Origin of the sequence: Parasphingorhabdus marina DSM 22363 (assembly GCF_900128895.1) — a bacterium.
GTDB classification, from domain to species: Bacteria; Pseudomonadota; Alphaproteobacteria; order Sphingomonadales; family Sphingomonadaceae; genus Parasphingorhabdus; species Parasphingorhabdus marina.
Genome location: NZ_FSQW01000001.1, coordinates 504,860 through 517,779 on the forward strand (window position 1 = coordinate 504,860; position 12,920 = coordinate 517,779).

Annotated in this window: 11 protein-coding genes and 1 tRNA gene; 7 read left to right on the top strand and 5 right to left on the bottom strand. The window is 58.7% G+C overall.

The window, feature by feature from the left end; translation table 11 throughout:
* Positions 1-29 precede the first annotated feature (29 nt).
* The 3 genes from prmC to hisS form a co-directional block, all read right to left on the bottom strand.
* Positions 30-875, bottom strand: a complete 846-nt coding sequence (prmC, locus tag BUQ90_RS02530) for a peptide chain release factor N(5)-glutamine methyltransferase (protein WP_074203569.1) — start codon at positions 873-875, stop codon at positions 30-32.
* On the bottom strand, positions 868-1,944 hold the full coding sequence (prfA, locus tag BUQ90_RS02535) for a peptide chain release factor 1 (protein ID WP_074203570.1): 1,077 nt from the start codon (positions 1,942-1,944) through the stop codon (positions 868-870). Before prfA ends, prmC begins: the two co-directional genes overlap by 8 nt.
* Positions 1,945-2,134: 190 nt before the next feature.
* Entirely contained in the window at positions 2,135-3,466 is a 1,332-nt protein-coding gene (hisS, locus tag BUQ90_RS02540; protein ID WP_074203571.1) for a histidine--tRNA ligase, read from the bottom strand.
* A 134-nt stretch (positions 3,467-3,600) separates the two neighbouring features.
* Between hisS and BUQ90_RS02545 the strand changes: the two genes are divergently transcribed.
* From BUQ90_RS02545 to BUQ90_RS02555, 3 genes are read left to right on the top strand one after another with little or no spacing between them, the layout of a single operon-like run.
* Positions 3,601-5,595: a M61 family metallopeptidase gene (locus BUQ90_RS02545; protein ID WP_239447337.1), complete on the top strand. Its 1,995-nt coding sequence runs from the start codon at positions 3,601-3,603 to the stop codon at positions 5,593-5,595.
* Positions 5,596-5,609: 14 nt separating this feature from the next.
* Complete coding sequence (gene ppa, locus BUQ90_RS02550) at positions 5,610-6,143, top strand: inorganic diphosphatase (RefSeq protein WP_074203573.1); 534 nt, start codon at positions 5,610-5,612, stop codon at positions 6,141-6,143.
* Positions 6,144-6,182: 39 nt separating this feature from the next.
* Positions 6,183-6,704 (top strand): GNAT family N-acetyltransferase, encoded by a 522-nt coding sequence (locus BUQ90_RS02555; protein ID WP_074203574.1) that lies wholly within the window; start codon positions 6,183-6,185, stop codon positions 6,702-6,704.
* 18 nt (positions 6,705-6,722) lie between these two features.
* Here BUQ90_RS02555 and BUQ90_RS02560 read toward each other — a convergent pair whose 3' ends face one another.
* Complete coding sequence (locus tag BUQ90_RS02560) at positions 6,723-7,844, bottom strand: serine hydrolase domain-containing protein (RefSeq protein WP_074203575.1); 1,122 nt, start codon at positions 7,842-7,844, stop codon at positions 6,723-6,725.
* Positions 7,845-8,021: 177 nt separating this feature from the next.
* Here BUQ90_RS02560 and sucC point away from each other — a divergent pair, with 177 nt between their 5' ends.
* The 3 genes from sucC (at position 8,022) to BUQ90_RS02575 (ending at position 11,027) form a co-directional block, all read left to right on the top strand.
* Positions 8,022-9,221 carry an ADP-forming succinate--CoA ligase subunit beta gene (gene sucC / locus BUQ90_RS02565; RefSeq protein ID WP_074203576.1) on the top strand — a complete coding sequence of 400 codons (1,200 nt, stop codon included), beginning with the start codon at positions 8,022-8,024 and terminating at the stop codon, positions 9,219-9,221.
* A gap of 129 nt (positions 9,222-9,350) precedes the next feature.
* The gene (locus BUQ90_RS02570) at positions 9,351-10,097 is read left to right on the top strand and encodes an electron transfer flavoprotein subunit beta/FixA family protein (protein ID WP_074203577.1); all 747 of its coding nucleotides are present in this window, start codon (positions 9,351-9,353) and stop codon (positions 10,095-10,097) included.
* Positions 10,098-11,027, top strand: a complete 930-nt coding sequence (locus BUQ90_RS02575) for an electron transfer flavoprotein subunit alpha/FixB family protein (protein WP_074203578.1) — start codon at positions 10,098-10,100, stop codon at positions 11,025-11,027.
* Between the two features lie 110 nt (positions 11,028-11,137).
* Here BUQ90_RS02575 and BUQ90_RS02580 read toward each other — a convergent pair whose 3' ends face one another.
* Positions 11,138-12,064, bottom strand: coding sequence for a hypothetical protein (locus BUQ90_RS02580; RefSeq protein ID WP_143182698.1), 927 nt, complete (start codon positions 12,062-12,064; stop codon positions 11,138-11,140).
* Between the two features lie 680 nt (positions 12,065-12,744).
* On the opposite strand from BUQ90_RS02580, the gene BUQ90_RS02595 reads away from it, so the two are divergent.
* Positions 12,745-12,811, top strand: a tRNA-Asn gene (locus BUQ90_RS02595).
* Positions 12,812-12,920: the final 109 nt, after the last annotated feature.

Below are 12,920 nucleotides of genomic sequence, written 5' to 3' on the forward strand. Positions count from 1 at the left end.
CTTCAAAAGGCAATTCCAAGCAAATTTTGTCAGCCGGAGGCAAGTGTCAGTATCAGCAACCGGTCATTTCCACCCAGATCCTGGAGACATTCCGCCAAAAACCCATGTGATTCAGCGAGTTGGGAAAGCTTGTCTGCCTGATCATAGCCAATTTCCAGCAATATGTGACCATCCGGGCCCAGCAGATTGCCAAGGCCAGGCAACAGAATCCGGTAATCATCCAGCCCTTCCGGCCCCGCAAACAGTGCCTCATGCGGCTCAAATTCCTGAACTTCCGCCGACAGCTCCGCTGCGGTGGACACATAGGGCGGATTGGCGAGAATCAGGTCAAACGGTGCCGGCAACGGGTCCTGCCAGCCGGGTTCGGTCCAGTCGAGCAGCTGAAACTGCACCCGGTTCGACAGTCCCAGATGATCAGCGTTACTGTGCGCGACGCCCAGCGCCGCTGCGCTCGCGTCCACGCCCACACCCCGCGCATCCGGAAATTCCGACAGCGCAGACAGCAACAGCGCGCCGCTGCCGGTGCCCAGGTCCAGAATTTGCGCGGGCGGGCGCTGCGCACCGATGCGGACTGCCGCTTCGATGAGCAATTCGCTGTCGGGACGCGGGATAAGCACATCGCCGGATACGCGAAAAGACAGGCCCCAGAATTCCTTTTCCCCGATGATATGCGCCACCGGCTCTCGTGCGATCCGGCGTTCGAGCAGGGTGGCAAAACCGTCCGGTTCGGGGAGGCACGGAAGATCGAGCAGCAGCGCCTCCCGCGTGATGCCGAGGGCATGGGCCATGAGCAGTTCCGCATCGAGGCGCGGCGTGTCAGACAGGTCCTCCAGCGCCTGCGCTGCAGCGCGCAAACCGGACGCGGCGTCAGCCATCCAGATTGGCCAGTCGGCTGGCCTCATCCTCGGCAATCAGCGCGTCTATCAATTCGCCAAGGGCTCCGCCTTCGACAATTTCCGGCAGCTTGTGCAGCGTCAGGTTGATCCGGTGATCGGTTACCCGCCCTTGCGGATAATTATATGTGCGGATGCGTTCGGAACGATCGCCGGATCCGACCATCGACTTGCGCGCTTCGGCTTCCTCGCCCGCGACCAGTTCGCGTTCGCGTTCGTACAGCCGCGCACCCAGAACCTTGAGCGCCTGCGCCTTGTTCTTGTGCTGGGACTTGCCGTCCTGACACTGGACGACCAGCCCGGTCGGCAGATGGGTGATGCGAATCGCACTGTCGGTCTTGTTGACATGCTGCCCGCCGGCGCCGCTGGCGCGATAGGTATCGATGCGCAGATCCTCGGTGCGGATATCGATATCGACCTCTTCCGGTTCGGGCAGAATCGCCACTGTGGCGGCGGAGGTATGGATGCGGCCGCCGCTTTCGGTCTCCGGCACGCGCTGCACCCGGTGGACACCGGATTCGAACTTGAATTTTGCGAACACGCCCTTGCCGCTGATATTGGCAACCACTTCCTTGAACCCGCCGACTTCGGAAGAATTGGCCGAGATCATCTCGACTTTCCACCCCTGCAATTCGGCATAGCGCGTGTACATGCGGTAGAGGTCACCGGCAAAAAGCGCCGCTTCGTCGCCGCCGGTTCCGGCGCGGATTTCGAGCATAGCCGGCCGGTCATCCGCCGAATCGCGCGGCAACAGTTTCAGCGCCAGCGCGCGCTCCGCTTCCTCCAGCGCCTTTTTCACGCCATCCACTTCATCCGCCGCCATCGCCTTCATTTCGGCATCGTCTCCGGCCAGCATCTCGTCCAGTCCGGCCTGTTCGTCACGCAGGCTCTGGACTGTCGCGGCGGCCGCAGCGACTGGCTCGATCTCGGCATATTCCTTGGAGATCTCGACAAACCGGTCCCCGTCCAGTTCGCCAGACGCCATCATCGCCTGCAATTCGGCAAAGCGCGCCTCGATCTGGGCAATCCGCTCAGGAGTGATGGTGGTCATCGAACCTTACCCGCCGCCGTCATTCCCGCGCAAGCGGGGATCCATTTCCGGTGACTCACGCGAAGACGCGAAGGCACGAAGAAGTTATGCTCAGTCTTGGCATCTTCGCGTCTTCGCGTGAATCCTCTGGCGGCAAGCGGAGGAAATGGATTCCCGCTTGCGCGGGAATGACAATCGAGAGAGGAGGCCGTCACTCACTCTCTCCCAGTTTCGCCACATCCTGTTCGAGCGCTTCAATGTCCGAACCCAGTGCGCCGAGATCTTCGGAAAAACGCAGATCCCACATGTTTTCGATCACTTCGGCGATATCCAGCGCGGATTGCTCCCCGGTCGCCAGATTCTTGAACTGCACCTTGCCCGAAGCCAGCTCGTCTTCGCCGATGATGACCACAGCCAGCGCCCCGGCCTGATTAGCCCGGGTCATGCGCTTCCTGAACTTTCCGCTGCCGAAAATTTCCGCGGAAAACTGGGCGCCGCGCAACTCGCTGGCAACCGAAAGCGCCTTTGTCATGGCCTCATCGCCCATTGGCAGAACTGCCAGCTCCGGCCGGTCCGGCTCGACGCCTTCAACCAGCATGGCCAGCCGCTCGATCCCCGCGGCCCATCCGACGGCCGGCATCGCATTGCCGCCCAGCGCCTCGATCAGACCGTCATAGCGGCCACCGGCCAGCACCGTCCCCTGCGCGCCCAGCCGGTCGGTGACAAATTCAAATGCGGTATGGCGATAATAGTCGAGCCCGCGCACCAGCCGGCTGTTGCGTTCCCATTTCACCCCGCAAGCATCGAGGCCTTCGGTGACTTGCGCAAAAAACTCTTTCGCCTCGCCCGACAGATAAGCATCGATATCCGGCGCGCTGTCAGCAATCGGTCGGTCCTGGCGTTCCTTGCTGTCGAGAATGCGCAGAGGATTGCGTTCGAGCCGGTCCCGGCTGTCTTCGGAAAGCTCTTTTTCGTGCGCCCGGAAATGCTCGACCAGCGCATCACGCCAGGCGTCCCGGCTTTCGGCATCGCCAAGCGTATTGAGTTGCAAAGTCACGCCATCATCTATGCCCAGCTGCCGGAGCAGCTGATCGGCAAAGCAGAGCAGTTCGACATCCGCAGAGGCTTCCCCTGCCCCGATAATCTCGGCATCGAGCTGGTGAAACTGGCGGTATCGCCCCTTTTGCGGGCGTTCGTAACGGAACAGCGGACCGTGGGTCGACAATTTCAGCGGGACATGTTGCTGCCAGCCATTGGTCAGAAACGCGCGCGAAAGACCGGCGGTAAATTCCGGGCGCAGGGTCAGGCTGTCCCCGCCGCGATCCTCGAAACTGTACATCTCCTTCGACACCACATCTGTGGTCTCGCCGAGCGATCGGGCGAACACCGCCGTCGGTTCGAAAACCGGCATTTCCACGCCCTTGAATCCATAAAGCCGCCGCACGCGTTCGAACGTGTCGACAACATGGCGAAACCGTTCCTGGTCCTCGCCAAATATGTCCTGGGTGCCGCGCACCGGCTGCGGGGTTTGCACTTTTGCCATAATATCCTTTGTCCTTCGGGCGCTTTAGCGGCTGAATGCCAAAAGCGGAAGTGGGCTTATTTTGTCGCATCGCTCTGGACGCAGCGGGGAAAAACCGCCATTCACGAGAGCGGCTTACCTATCCGGGGAGCCGCATGTTATCAGGGGATTGTCTGCAAATGCGCGTGATCGCACCACTGGGCCTTGCCGCGGGCCTGCTCTTTCTGTCTTCCATATCCAGCCCTGATGCGGTCCATGCCGAACCGGCGATGCCGGACAATCTCAGCAAACCGGTCTGGGCTGCCCCGGATTCGACGATCCCGGCGCCACAGGATGTGCCCTATCCCGGTACGATGCGCCTGAGTGTCGACGCAACCGACAACAAACAGGGCATATTCCGCGTCGAACAGGTGATTCCTGTTGCAAAAGCGGGGCGGCTGACATTGCTTTATCCGGAATGGCTGCCCGGAAACCACGCGCCACGCGGGGAAATTGAAAAACTGGCCGGGCTCGAATTCGCGGCAAACGGGCAAACGCTTGAGTGGATTCGCGATGATGTCGATGTCTATGCCTTTCATGTAACCGTGCCGGAGGGCGTGTCGGAAATCACCGCCCGGTTCCAGTTTGTCTCTGCTACCAGCCCGAGCCATGGCCGGATCGTCATGGCGCCCTCGATGCTGAACCTGCGCTGGCATCAGGTCTCGCTCTATCCTGCTGGTCATTATGTCCGCCAGATTGCGGTGGAGGCGCGCGCCAAATATCCGGACGGGTGGCAAGCGGCCAGCGCCATGCGGCCCAATGGTGAAAAGGAAGACGGATATGTCGTCTACCGCAAGACCGACTATGACACGCTGATTGACAGCCCGGTTTTTGCGGGCGCGCATTTCCGCACGTTCCGGCTGACCCGGCGGACGCATCTCAATGTCGTGGCGGATGCGGGCAAGTTCCTGCGGGTCAAGCGATCCCATCTCGCCGCCCATACAAAACTGGTCCGTGAGGCGCAGGCGCTGTTCGGCAGCCGCCCCTTCGACCGCTATGATTTCCTGCTGGCTTTGACCGAGGAAATGGGCGGCATCGGGATCGAACATCACCGGTCGTCCGAAAATGCGGTGAACCGCGAATATTTCACCGAATGGGACAAGGGACCGGGACGCCGCAACCTGCTGCCGCATGAGGTCGTTCACAGCTGGAATGGCAAATTCCGGCGGCCCGCCGCCATGTGGACACCCGATTTCCGGCAACCCATGCGGGACAGCCTGCTCTGGGTCTATGAAGGCCAGACCCAGTTCTGGGGCTATGTGCTCGGCGCGCGGTCGGGCATGTATTCGAAACAGGACACGCTCGATGCCTTTGCCGCGATTGCCGCCAATATGGACCGGCGGGTCGGCCGCGAATGGCGCCCGCTGATCGATACCACTCATGATCCGATCATCGCCGCCCGGAAGCCCAAACCCTGGTCCAGCTGGCAGCGGTCGGAGGACTATTATAACGAGGGCCTGCTGATCTGGCTGGAGGCGGACGGCATTATTCGCCGTGAATCGGACGGCACAAAATCTCTCGACGATTTCGCACGGCAGTTTTTCAAGGGCCGCAATGGCGATTATGGCGTTGTCACCTATACCGAAGCGGACGTGATCGCCGCGCTGCAGGAGGTTCAACCCTGGGACTGGGAAAGCTTTGTTCGCGAGCGGGTTTACGCGGTGAGCAACGAGGCGCCCAAGGAAGGGCTGACACTCGGTGGCTATCAGCTGGTCTATACCGACCAGCAGACGCCCTATATTGCGGCCAATGACAAGCGCCGCAAACAGATGGATCTCAGCCACTCGATCGGACTGGTTGTCAGCAACAAGGGCGTCGTCACGTCGGTGATCTGGAACAGCCCGGCCTTTCGCGCGGGACTCAAGGCGGGACTGAGCATATCCGCCGTCAACGGCAAGGCCTACAGTGCCGAGGCGCTGCGCCTCGCGGTCGAGGAAAACCGCGACAAACCGGGCCCGATCGAGATATTTGCGAAATATGATGACCAGTACAGCAATTTTCTGGTCGATTATTCCGGAGGGCTTCGCTATCCGCATCTGCAAAAAATACCGGGACAGGATGACAGGACTGAAGGGGGAATAGACCGGCTGCTCAAGCCAAAAACCAGATAAGGACAGGTTCAACCATGGACATCAGCAAGATTGCTATTGGCGATAATCCGCCGGAAAGCCTCAACGTCATCATCGAGGTCCCGGTCGGCGGGGAACCGGTAAAATATGAATTTGACAAGGACAGCGGCGCGCTGTTCGTCGACCGCATCCTGCACACGCCGATGCGCTATCCCGCCAATTATGGCTTCGTGCCCCACACCCTGTCCCCCGACGGTGATCCACTGGATGCGCTGGTCGTCGCTCGCTCGCCGTTCATGCCAGGCTGTGTCGTCCGCTGCCGGCCGATCGCGGTATTGAACCTCGAGGATGAGCATGGCGGCGACGAAAAGCTGCTCTGCGTCCCGATTGATGCGACCTTTCCCTATTACCGGAAAATCGGCGAGGGCAATGACCTGCCCGAAATCGTGATGCAGCAGATCGAGCATTTCTTCACCCATTACAAGGATCTCGAGGCGGAAAAATGGGTGCGGGTCGGCAAATGGGGTGATGCCGAAGAGGCCCGGCAGGTGATATTGGACGCCATCGAACTGGCTCGTTCGAAGGAATAGCCACCCGCCTTGCCAGGGCGAAAGGAGCGGAGCCAGGCCATGGCCGAAGAATGGATCATCCGGCGTGCGAGCGAAGAGGACGCCCCCCTTCTCCCCGATATCGAAATATCGGCTGGTGCCGCCTTTCGCACGCAACAGGACCTCGAATGGGTGGCGGATGACGAGGTCTGGTCGGCAGAAGAACATCTCGACTGGATGGAAAAGGGGCTGGTCTGGGTAGCGGCGGAAAGCCGCAACCGGCCGGTGGCGTTCCTGATCACGGAAGTTTTCGGAGATACGCTGCATGTCTGGGAAGTGTCGGTCCACCATGCCGAGCAGGGGCACGGGCTCGGACGGCGACTGATGGAAGTGGCGGAAGCCCATGCCCGGGAAGCCGGCTTGCGGGACCTCACGCTCACCACATTTCGCGACGTCGTGTTCAACGAACAATTTTATCACAGGCTCGGCTATCAGACGCTCCATGCGGACGAAATTTCGCCGCGATTGCAGCAGGTGCTGGAGCGGGAGGCTGCGGAAGGGTTGCCGATCGACCGGCGCTGCGCGATGCGCAAACGACTCTGACGGCGCGCTTTCCCGGTCTCAGTCTTCGCCGACAAACAGTTCGAGAAATCTGGCGGCGACCGGGCTGCCTTCAACAGCCGCACCGGTCAGCGGATTGCTCCACCAGAGATTTTCATTATTGGCCAGAACAATCAGCGACAACCGCTTCCCTGGAACCTTCAGATAGATGGCGGAATAGCGCTCGGGCTCCCAACCCGAATGCCAGACCAGACGGTGACCGTTCCAGTCTTGCACAAACCAGCCCCAGCGATAATCGCCCTTCGCAGGCGGCAGAGCGCCCTTGGTGATCCGGTTCGTCCAGGCTTCCGGCAACAGGTCTCCGCGATCCAGCGCCATGTCAAATTGCGCGACATGGCGCGCACTCGCGATAATGCCGGCGGCGGCGCGCAGGTCGTCATCGGCAAAAGAGGCCTTTTCATCGGACCCGTCCTCGCGAACCGTAAAGGGCGGGGCGAGCAGGCGCAGCGCGGAGCCGCCTTCGGGATCCTGCCAGCCCAGCGCGACATCGCTCATGCCCGCCGGCGTCAGGACATTGTCGCGCAGGATATCGCGCAGTGCCCTGCCGCCACCGGCCGTAATCGCGCGGTCTATCCGCGCATAGGCCATCGGGTTGTAGACAAAATTGCCATCCGGATCCCCATTGGCGCGCATGTTGAGAATCTCGCTCAGCCGCGGTGCGGGGTCACAGCGAACCGATGCGATCGGGGTACTGTCGCTGTCGACACCTCCGCCGCCAAAGGGAATTCCCGAACCGGCGAACCAGGCGCAAAAACCTTCCCATCCCGCATGAGCCGACAAAGGCAGGTCCCGCGACACGCGGTCCGCAAGCGATTCCCGGATGATCGCGGTGGCGGCGATCGGTTTGGTGACCGACGCAATGCTGAACGTGGTATCCATGGTCGCCGGAATATCGCCCTCGTCATCAGAGGTGCCGAGCGCCTGTTCCCAGCGGATTTTGCCGTCTTTCACAATGACAGCGGTGAGCGCCCGAATGGACTTTTCCTTGCGGAAATCTGCCAGAAATTGACCAAAGGTTTCTAACTGGTCGATGACTTTCTCCTCCGCCGCAAGGGCCGGCGCGCTGGCCGATGCGAAGAGGAGAAGCACCGCCAGCAGGGCAGGGCGCTTTGCCGGTGACATGATATAATCTCCTCCATGCTGGCAGCGATCTGTGCCGTGAACGGGAAACCAGCATTGCAGAGCGGTGTATATAGGCAAGAATTATCTCAAATCGGGGTGGAAATAGGTATCTGACTGTGCTTTAGCCGTCGCAAAGAGACTCACTTCAAACCCAATGAAAGGCTGCGCCTCTCTCTCATGAACATCCATGAATATCAGGGCAAGGATCTGCTTGCCAAACACGGCATTGCCGTACCCGCCGGCCATGCCGCTCTCTCCGTGGAAGAGGCGGTCGCCGCCGCCGAAAAACTCCCCGGACCGCTTTACGTAGTGAAAGCCCAGATTCATGCTGGCGGCCGCGGCAAGGGAAAATTCGCCGAGCTCGGCCCGGACGCCAAGGGCGGTGTGCGTCTCGCCCAGTCGGTCGAGGAAGTCCGCGCCAATGCGGAAGAAATGCTCGGCAATACGCTGGTCACGATCCAGACCGGTGATGCCGGCAAGCAGGTCAACCGGCTCTATGTCACCGACGGCGTCGACATCGACAAGGAATTCTATCTCTCCATGCTGGTCGACCGCGCGTCGGGCCGCGTGGCGATGGTCGTGTCGACCGAAGGCGGCATGGATATCGAGGAAGTCGCCCACAGCGCGCCGGAAAAGATCCGCACGATCACGATCGACCCGGCCCAGGGCTTCATGCCGCACCATGGACGCTCGGTCGCCTTCGCCCTGCAGCTGACCGGTGATCTCAACAAGCAGGCCCAGAAGCTCGGCAAGAAATTGTACGAGGCTTTCATGGCGATGGATTGCGAAATGCTCGAAATCAATCCGCTGGTTGTCACCAAAGATGAGCAACTGCTGGTGCTCGACACCAAGATGAGCTTTGACGGCAATGCGCTGATGCGTCACCCGGACCTCGCCGCCCTGCGCGACGAAACCGAAGAAGATCCGGCCGAAGTCGAAGCCAGCAAGCATGATCTCGCCTATATCAAGCTGGACGGCAATATCGGCTGTATGGTCAACGGTGCCGGCCTCGCCATGGCGACGATGGACATCATCAAGCTCAATGGCGCCTTCCCGGCCAACTTCCTGGATGTCGGCGGTGGCGCGACAACGGAAAAAGTCACGGCTGCTTTCAAGATCATCCTGGCGGATGACGCGGTCGAAGGCATTTTGGTGAATATCTTTGGCGGAATCATGAAATGTGACGTGATTGCCGAGGGCATTGTGATTGCTGCGAAGGAAGTTGAACTCGACGTTCCGCTGGTCGTCCGGCTGGAAGGCACGAATGTCGCGAAGGGCAAGGAAATCCTCGCCAATAGCGGCCTGCCGATCGTTCCCGCCGATGATCTGGGTGACGCCGCACGCAAGATCGTGGCGCAGGTGAAAGAGGCGGCATAGTTTTACCGTCACTCCAGCGAATGCTGGCATGACACTATCAAGATCAATAATGCTGCACCGCAGCACAAAATATTGACGTTTACGTTAGCGTAAGCTAACAGGATTGAGAATCAAAAAAAGGAAACAGCAATGAAAATCCTGGTGCCCGTCAAGCGGGTGATTGACTATAATGTGAAACCGCGGGTCAAATCCGACGGCAGTGGCGTCGATCTCGCCAATGTCAAAATGTCGATGAACCCCTTTGACGAAATCGCTGTCGAAGAAGCGATTCGGCTGAAGGAAGCCGGCAAGGCGGAAGAAATTGTCGCCGTGTCGGTTGGCCCGGCCAAGGCGCAGGAAACCTTGCGGACTGCCCTCGCCATGGGCGCCGACCGCGCAATCCTCGTCCAGACCGATGACGAAGTCGAGCCGCTGGCCGTCGCCAAGATCCTTGCGAAGATCGCCGAGGAAGAAGCCCCGAAACTGATCATCACCGGCAAGCAGGCGATTGATGACGACAGCAACCAGACCGGACAGATGACTGCCGCGCTCCTCGGCTGGGGCCAGGGCACATTTGCCAATACCGTGGATGTCGATGGCGATGCCATTGAAGTGAAACGCGAAATTGACGGTGGCCTGCAGACGGTCAAGCTCAGCCTGCCCGCCGTGGTCACCACCGACCTGCGGCTCAATGAACCGCGCTATGCGTCGCTGCCCAACATCATGAAAGCGAAGAAAAAGCCGCTCGATGAAAAGACACCTGCCGATTATGGCGTCGACACCGCGCCGCGCCTGACCACCACCAATGTCAGCGAACCGCCGGTTCGCCAGGCCGGGGAAAAGGTCGAGGACGTCGATGCGCTGGTCGCAAAACTCAAAGCAGCAGGAGCTATCTAAATGAAAACGCTCGTATATGTAGAACATGACAATGCCGAAATGAAAGATGCCACGCTGGCGGTTGTCACGGCGGCATCGAAACTGGGTGAAGTCCACGCGCTGGTCTGTGGTTCCGGCTGTGCAGCCGTGGCGGACCAGGCCGCGAAGGTTGACGGCGTCAGCACCGTGCATCTCGCCGATGACGCATCGCTCGCCAACCAGCTGGCTGAAAATGTCGCGCCGCTGGTTGCCAGCCTGATGGAAAGCCATGACGCATTCCTCGCGCCCGCCACCACCACCGGCAAGAACATCGCCCCGCGCGTCGCCGCCCTGCTCGACGTGATGCAGATCAGCGACATTCTTTCGGTTGAAGATGAAAATACCTTCACGCGCCCGATCTATGCCGGCAACGCGATTGCCACGGTACAGTCAAGCGATGCGAAGAAGGTCATCACCGTCCGCGGCACCGCATTTGACAAGGCCGCAGCCGAAGGCGGCAGCGCGGCGGTCGAAGGCGTCACCGGCGCCGGCGAATCCGGACTGTCGACCTTCGTCAGCGAGGAAATTGCCAAGTCCGAACGGCCCGAACTGACCAGCGCCAAGATCATCGTTTCCGGTGGCCGTGCTCTGGGTTCCAGCGAAAAGTTCGAGGAAGTCATCACCCCGCTCGCCGACAAGCTCGGTGCCGGCATCGGTGCTTCGCGTGCCGCCGTCGACGCAGGCTATGTCCCGAACGACTATCAGGTCGGCCAGACCGGCAAGATCGTCGCACCCGAAGTCTATATCGCCATCGGCATCTCCGGCGCGATCCAGCATCTCGCGGGCATGAAGGACTCCAAGACGATCGTCGCGATCAACAAGGACGAAGACGCCCCGATCTTCCAGATCGCCGATATCGGCCTGGTCGCGGATCTGTTCGACGCGGTTCCGGAACTGACCGGGAAGGTATAGCATTTAAATTTCGCAAGCCTAAGGACAGGTAGGGGGTCGTCGATGAATGCGTCGACCCTCTATTGAATGGACCGATCAAGCTGCTCACTTCTGGCTTGCTAATACGTGACCTATATTTTCGCGCGAACCACACATTCTTGAAGTTTGGTTGGCAATGAATTTATCTTGATGACTGCACGCTTAAGTTGAGTTTTGGTAACAGTCTGAGTTCCGGAAAGCATAAATTTGGTTTCGTCCATCTCACCGGCGATTTCTTCGCCATCAGACGCACCCTCTTGTTCTTCCCTTTTGAGCTCCTTCACTTGTGCAATAACACCTGCAGCATCGTAAACAATTTCATTATTTAGCCGATGTGCAACAACGCGATCTACGTTCAACAACGCAGAATAAATCAAATCAAAATATTGAACTGAGTAAGGGATCTCAATCGTTGATTTGCCATTAGCAGAATCATTGAGCAATTTGGTGTTCTGCGCCTCAGAGTTGCCATTACCCGTCAGCATTTCACCTACTTTGACCGACAATGGATCGATACCAACTGCTACAGTTTTGATGCATGTTAGGGCATCAACACCACTCAAAAGTATATTGGCTTTTTGTTGAGGTCCATAATATCCGTTGCCAGCAGACAGGGCAGCGCTTGTGATTCCCGCCGCCACCGTTGCGTCTGGGTTGCCATCGAGTGCAGCGACTGCCGGAGCACCTATAGCGGCTATCAAAGCCGGAAATTCAAATGACTGGCGTCCATTTGCGGCACCTTTTGCTGCACAGCGATAAGCAAAAATGAAGTTATCGGTTAGTTGTCGAGCACCGTCGACGGTGTCTTGCGGAATAGGAATATGATTTTCAGTGCTAGTCGCTTGGTTGGCTTTCTGCCCAGGCTTTTTTCCGATGGTCTTGATTAGGCGAGGGGCACAATCGACGCCGGAAGCAGTCGTTCGGTAGTGTGATTCAACCGATGGGGGCGCAAAACTTAACGTGGAACATGCGCTGGTAAGTGGCAACACAAATAAAGACAGCCCATGTACAGGTTTCATTTTCGCCCCCCCTTTTGGTTAAATTGTATTCACACGGGTCGGAAAAATAGTCAACTAATTCTGTATTTGTATCTACTTCAACTGAGAATTCTATTGTTCTAATATCCGGTGATTTGGTGATTCGTTTAATGATAAGATTAGATCTTGCCTCCGATATTTTGCAAAGCCGACTGTAAGGGCTTATATTAAAACAATTTTTCCGATACTACTAATTTGATTAAATCACAAAGTATTCGTTTCGCAAAGCCTTCCGAAACATAACTATCTGTCTGACCTCTTCAAAGCCTTGCGCGTCGCGCCAGCCATGGCTCACCATTTTTTGGGCAATGCGTCGGAGGCCATCTCGGTGTAGCCACCCGCTCACGCCCGGTGTTCCGACGCCGCCAAATAGTATCAAATGAAACCACCTGCCGCTCACATCCCCCGCTTCATCGCAAACACCGCCCCTCCCCATTGCCAAACCGGAAGCGAGTCACCAATGGCCCGCCTCCCCGATCGATGGATGGGGCGGACGTCAACGGTTTGGGTTTCATGAAACCCGCCCGCATGCGGTGTCTCTGATACCGGCATGTACGGATGCTGCTTTGTCTTTGGTTTGGTACCACAGGGTTTGTAGCTCATTGGGAGAGCGCCGGGCATCACGCCCGGAGGTAGCGGGTTCGATCCCCGTCTGACCACCATGGATAGCTCAATTGGTAGAGCACAAGACTGTTAATCTTGATGTCGCAGGTTCGATTCCTGCTCCAACGTTGGCCTCAAAAACCAACCCAGCACTCATAATGCTGTTTGAGAAAATACCGGGTTCGGGGACCGGCATGTGAACGGCGCGGCGTCTGCGGCAGGCGGGAGTCTTCGG

Excerpts from the sequence above, each read along its gene's own strand:
- BUQ90_RS02575 (WP_074203578.1), top strand. The coding sequence starts at position 10,098 with ATGAAAACGCTCGTATATGTAGAACATGACAATGCCGAAATGAAAGAT.
- prmC (WP_074203569.1), bottom strand. The coding sequence starts at position 875 with ATGGCTGACGCCGCGTCCGGTTTGCGCGCTGCAGCGCAGGCGCTGGAG.
- BUQ90_RS02545 (WP_239447337.1), top strand. The coding sequence starts at position 3,601 with ATGTTATCAGGGGATTGTCTGCAAATGCGCGTGATCGCACCACTGGGC.
- BUQ90_RS02555 (WP_074203574.1), top strand. The coding sequence starts at position 6,183 with ATGGCCGAAGAATGGATCATCCGGCGTGCGAGCGAAGAGGACGCCCCC.
- BUQ90_RS02560 (WP_074203575.1), bottom strand. The coding sequence starts at position 7,844 with ATGTCACCGGCAAAGCGCCCTGCCCTGCTGGCGGTGCTTCTCCTCTTC.
- sucC (WP_074203576.1), top strand. The coding sequence starts at position 8,022 with ATGAACATCCATGAATATCAGGGCAAGGATCTGCTTGCCAAACACGGC.
- hisS (WP_074203571.1), bottom strand. The coding sequence starts at position 3,466 with ATGGCAAAAGTGCAAACCCCGCAGCCGGTGCGCGGCACCCAGGACATA.
- ppa (WP_074203573.1), top strand. The coding sequence starts at position 5,610 with ATGGACATCAGCAAGATTGCTATTGGCGATAATCCGCCGGAAAGCCTC.
- BUQ90_RS02570 (WP_074203577.1), top strand. The coding sequence starts at position 9,351 with ATGAAAATCCTGGTGCCCGTCAAGCGGGTGATTGACTATAATGTGAAA.
- prfA (WP_074203570.1), bottom strand. The coding sequence starts at position 1,944 with ATGACCACCATCACTCCTGAGCGGATTGCCCAGATCGAGGCGCGCTTT.
- BUQ90_RS02580 (WP_143182698.1), bottom strand. The coding sequence starts at position 12,064 with ATGAAACCTGTACATGGGCTGTCTTTATTTGTGTTGCCACTTACCAGC.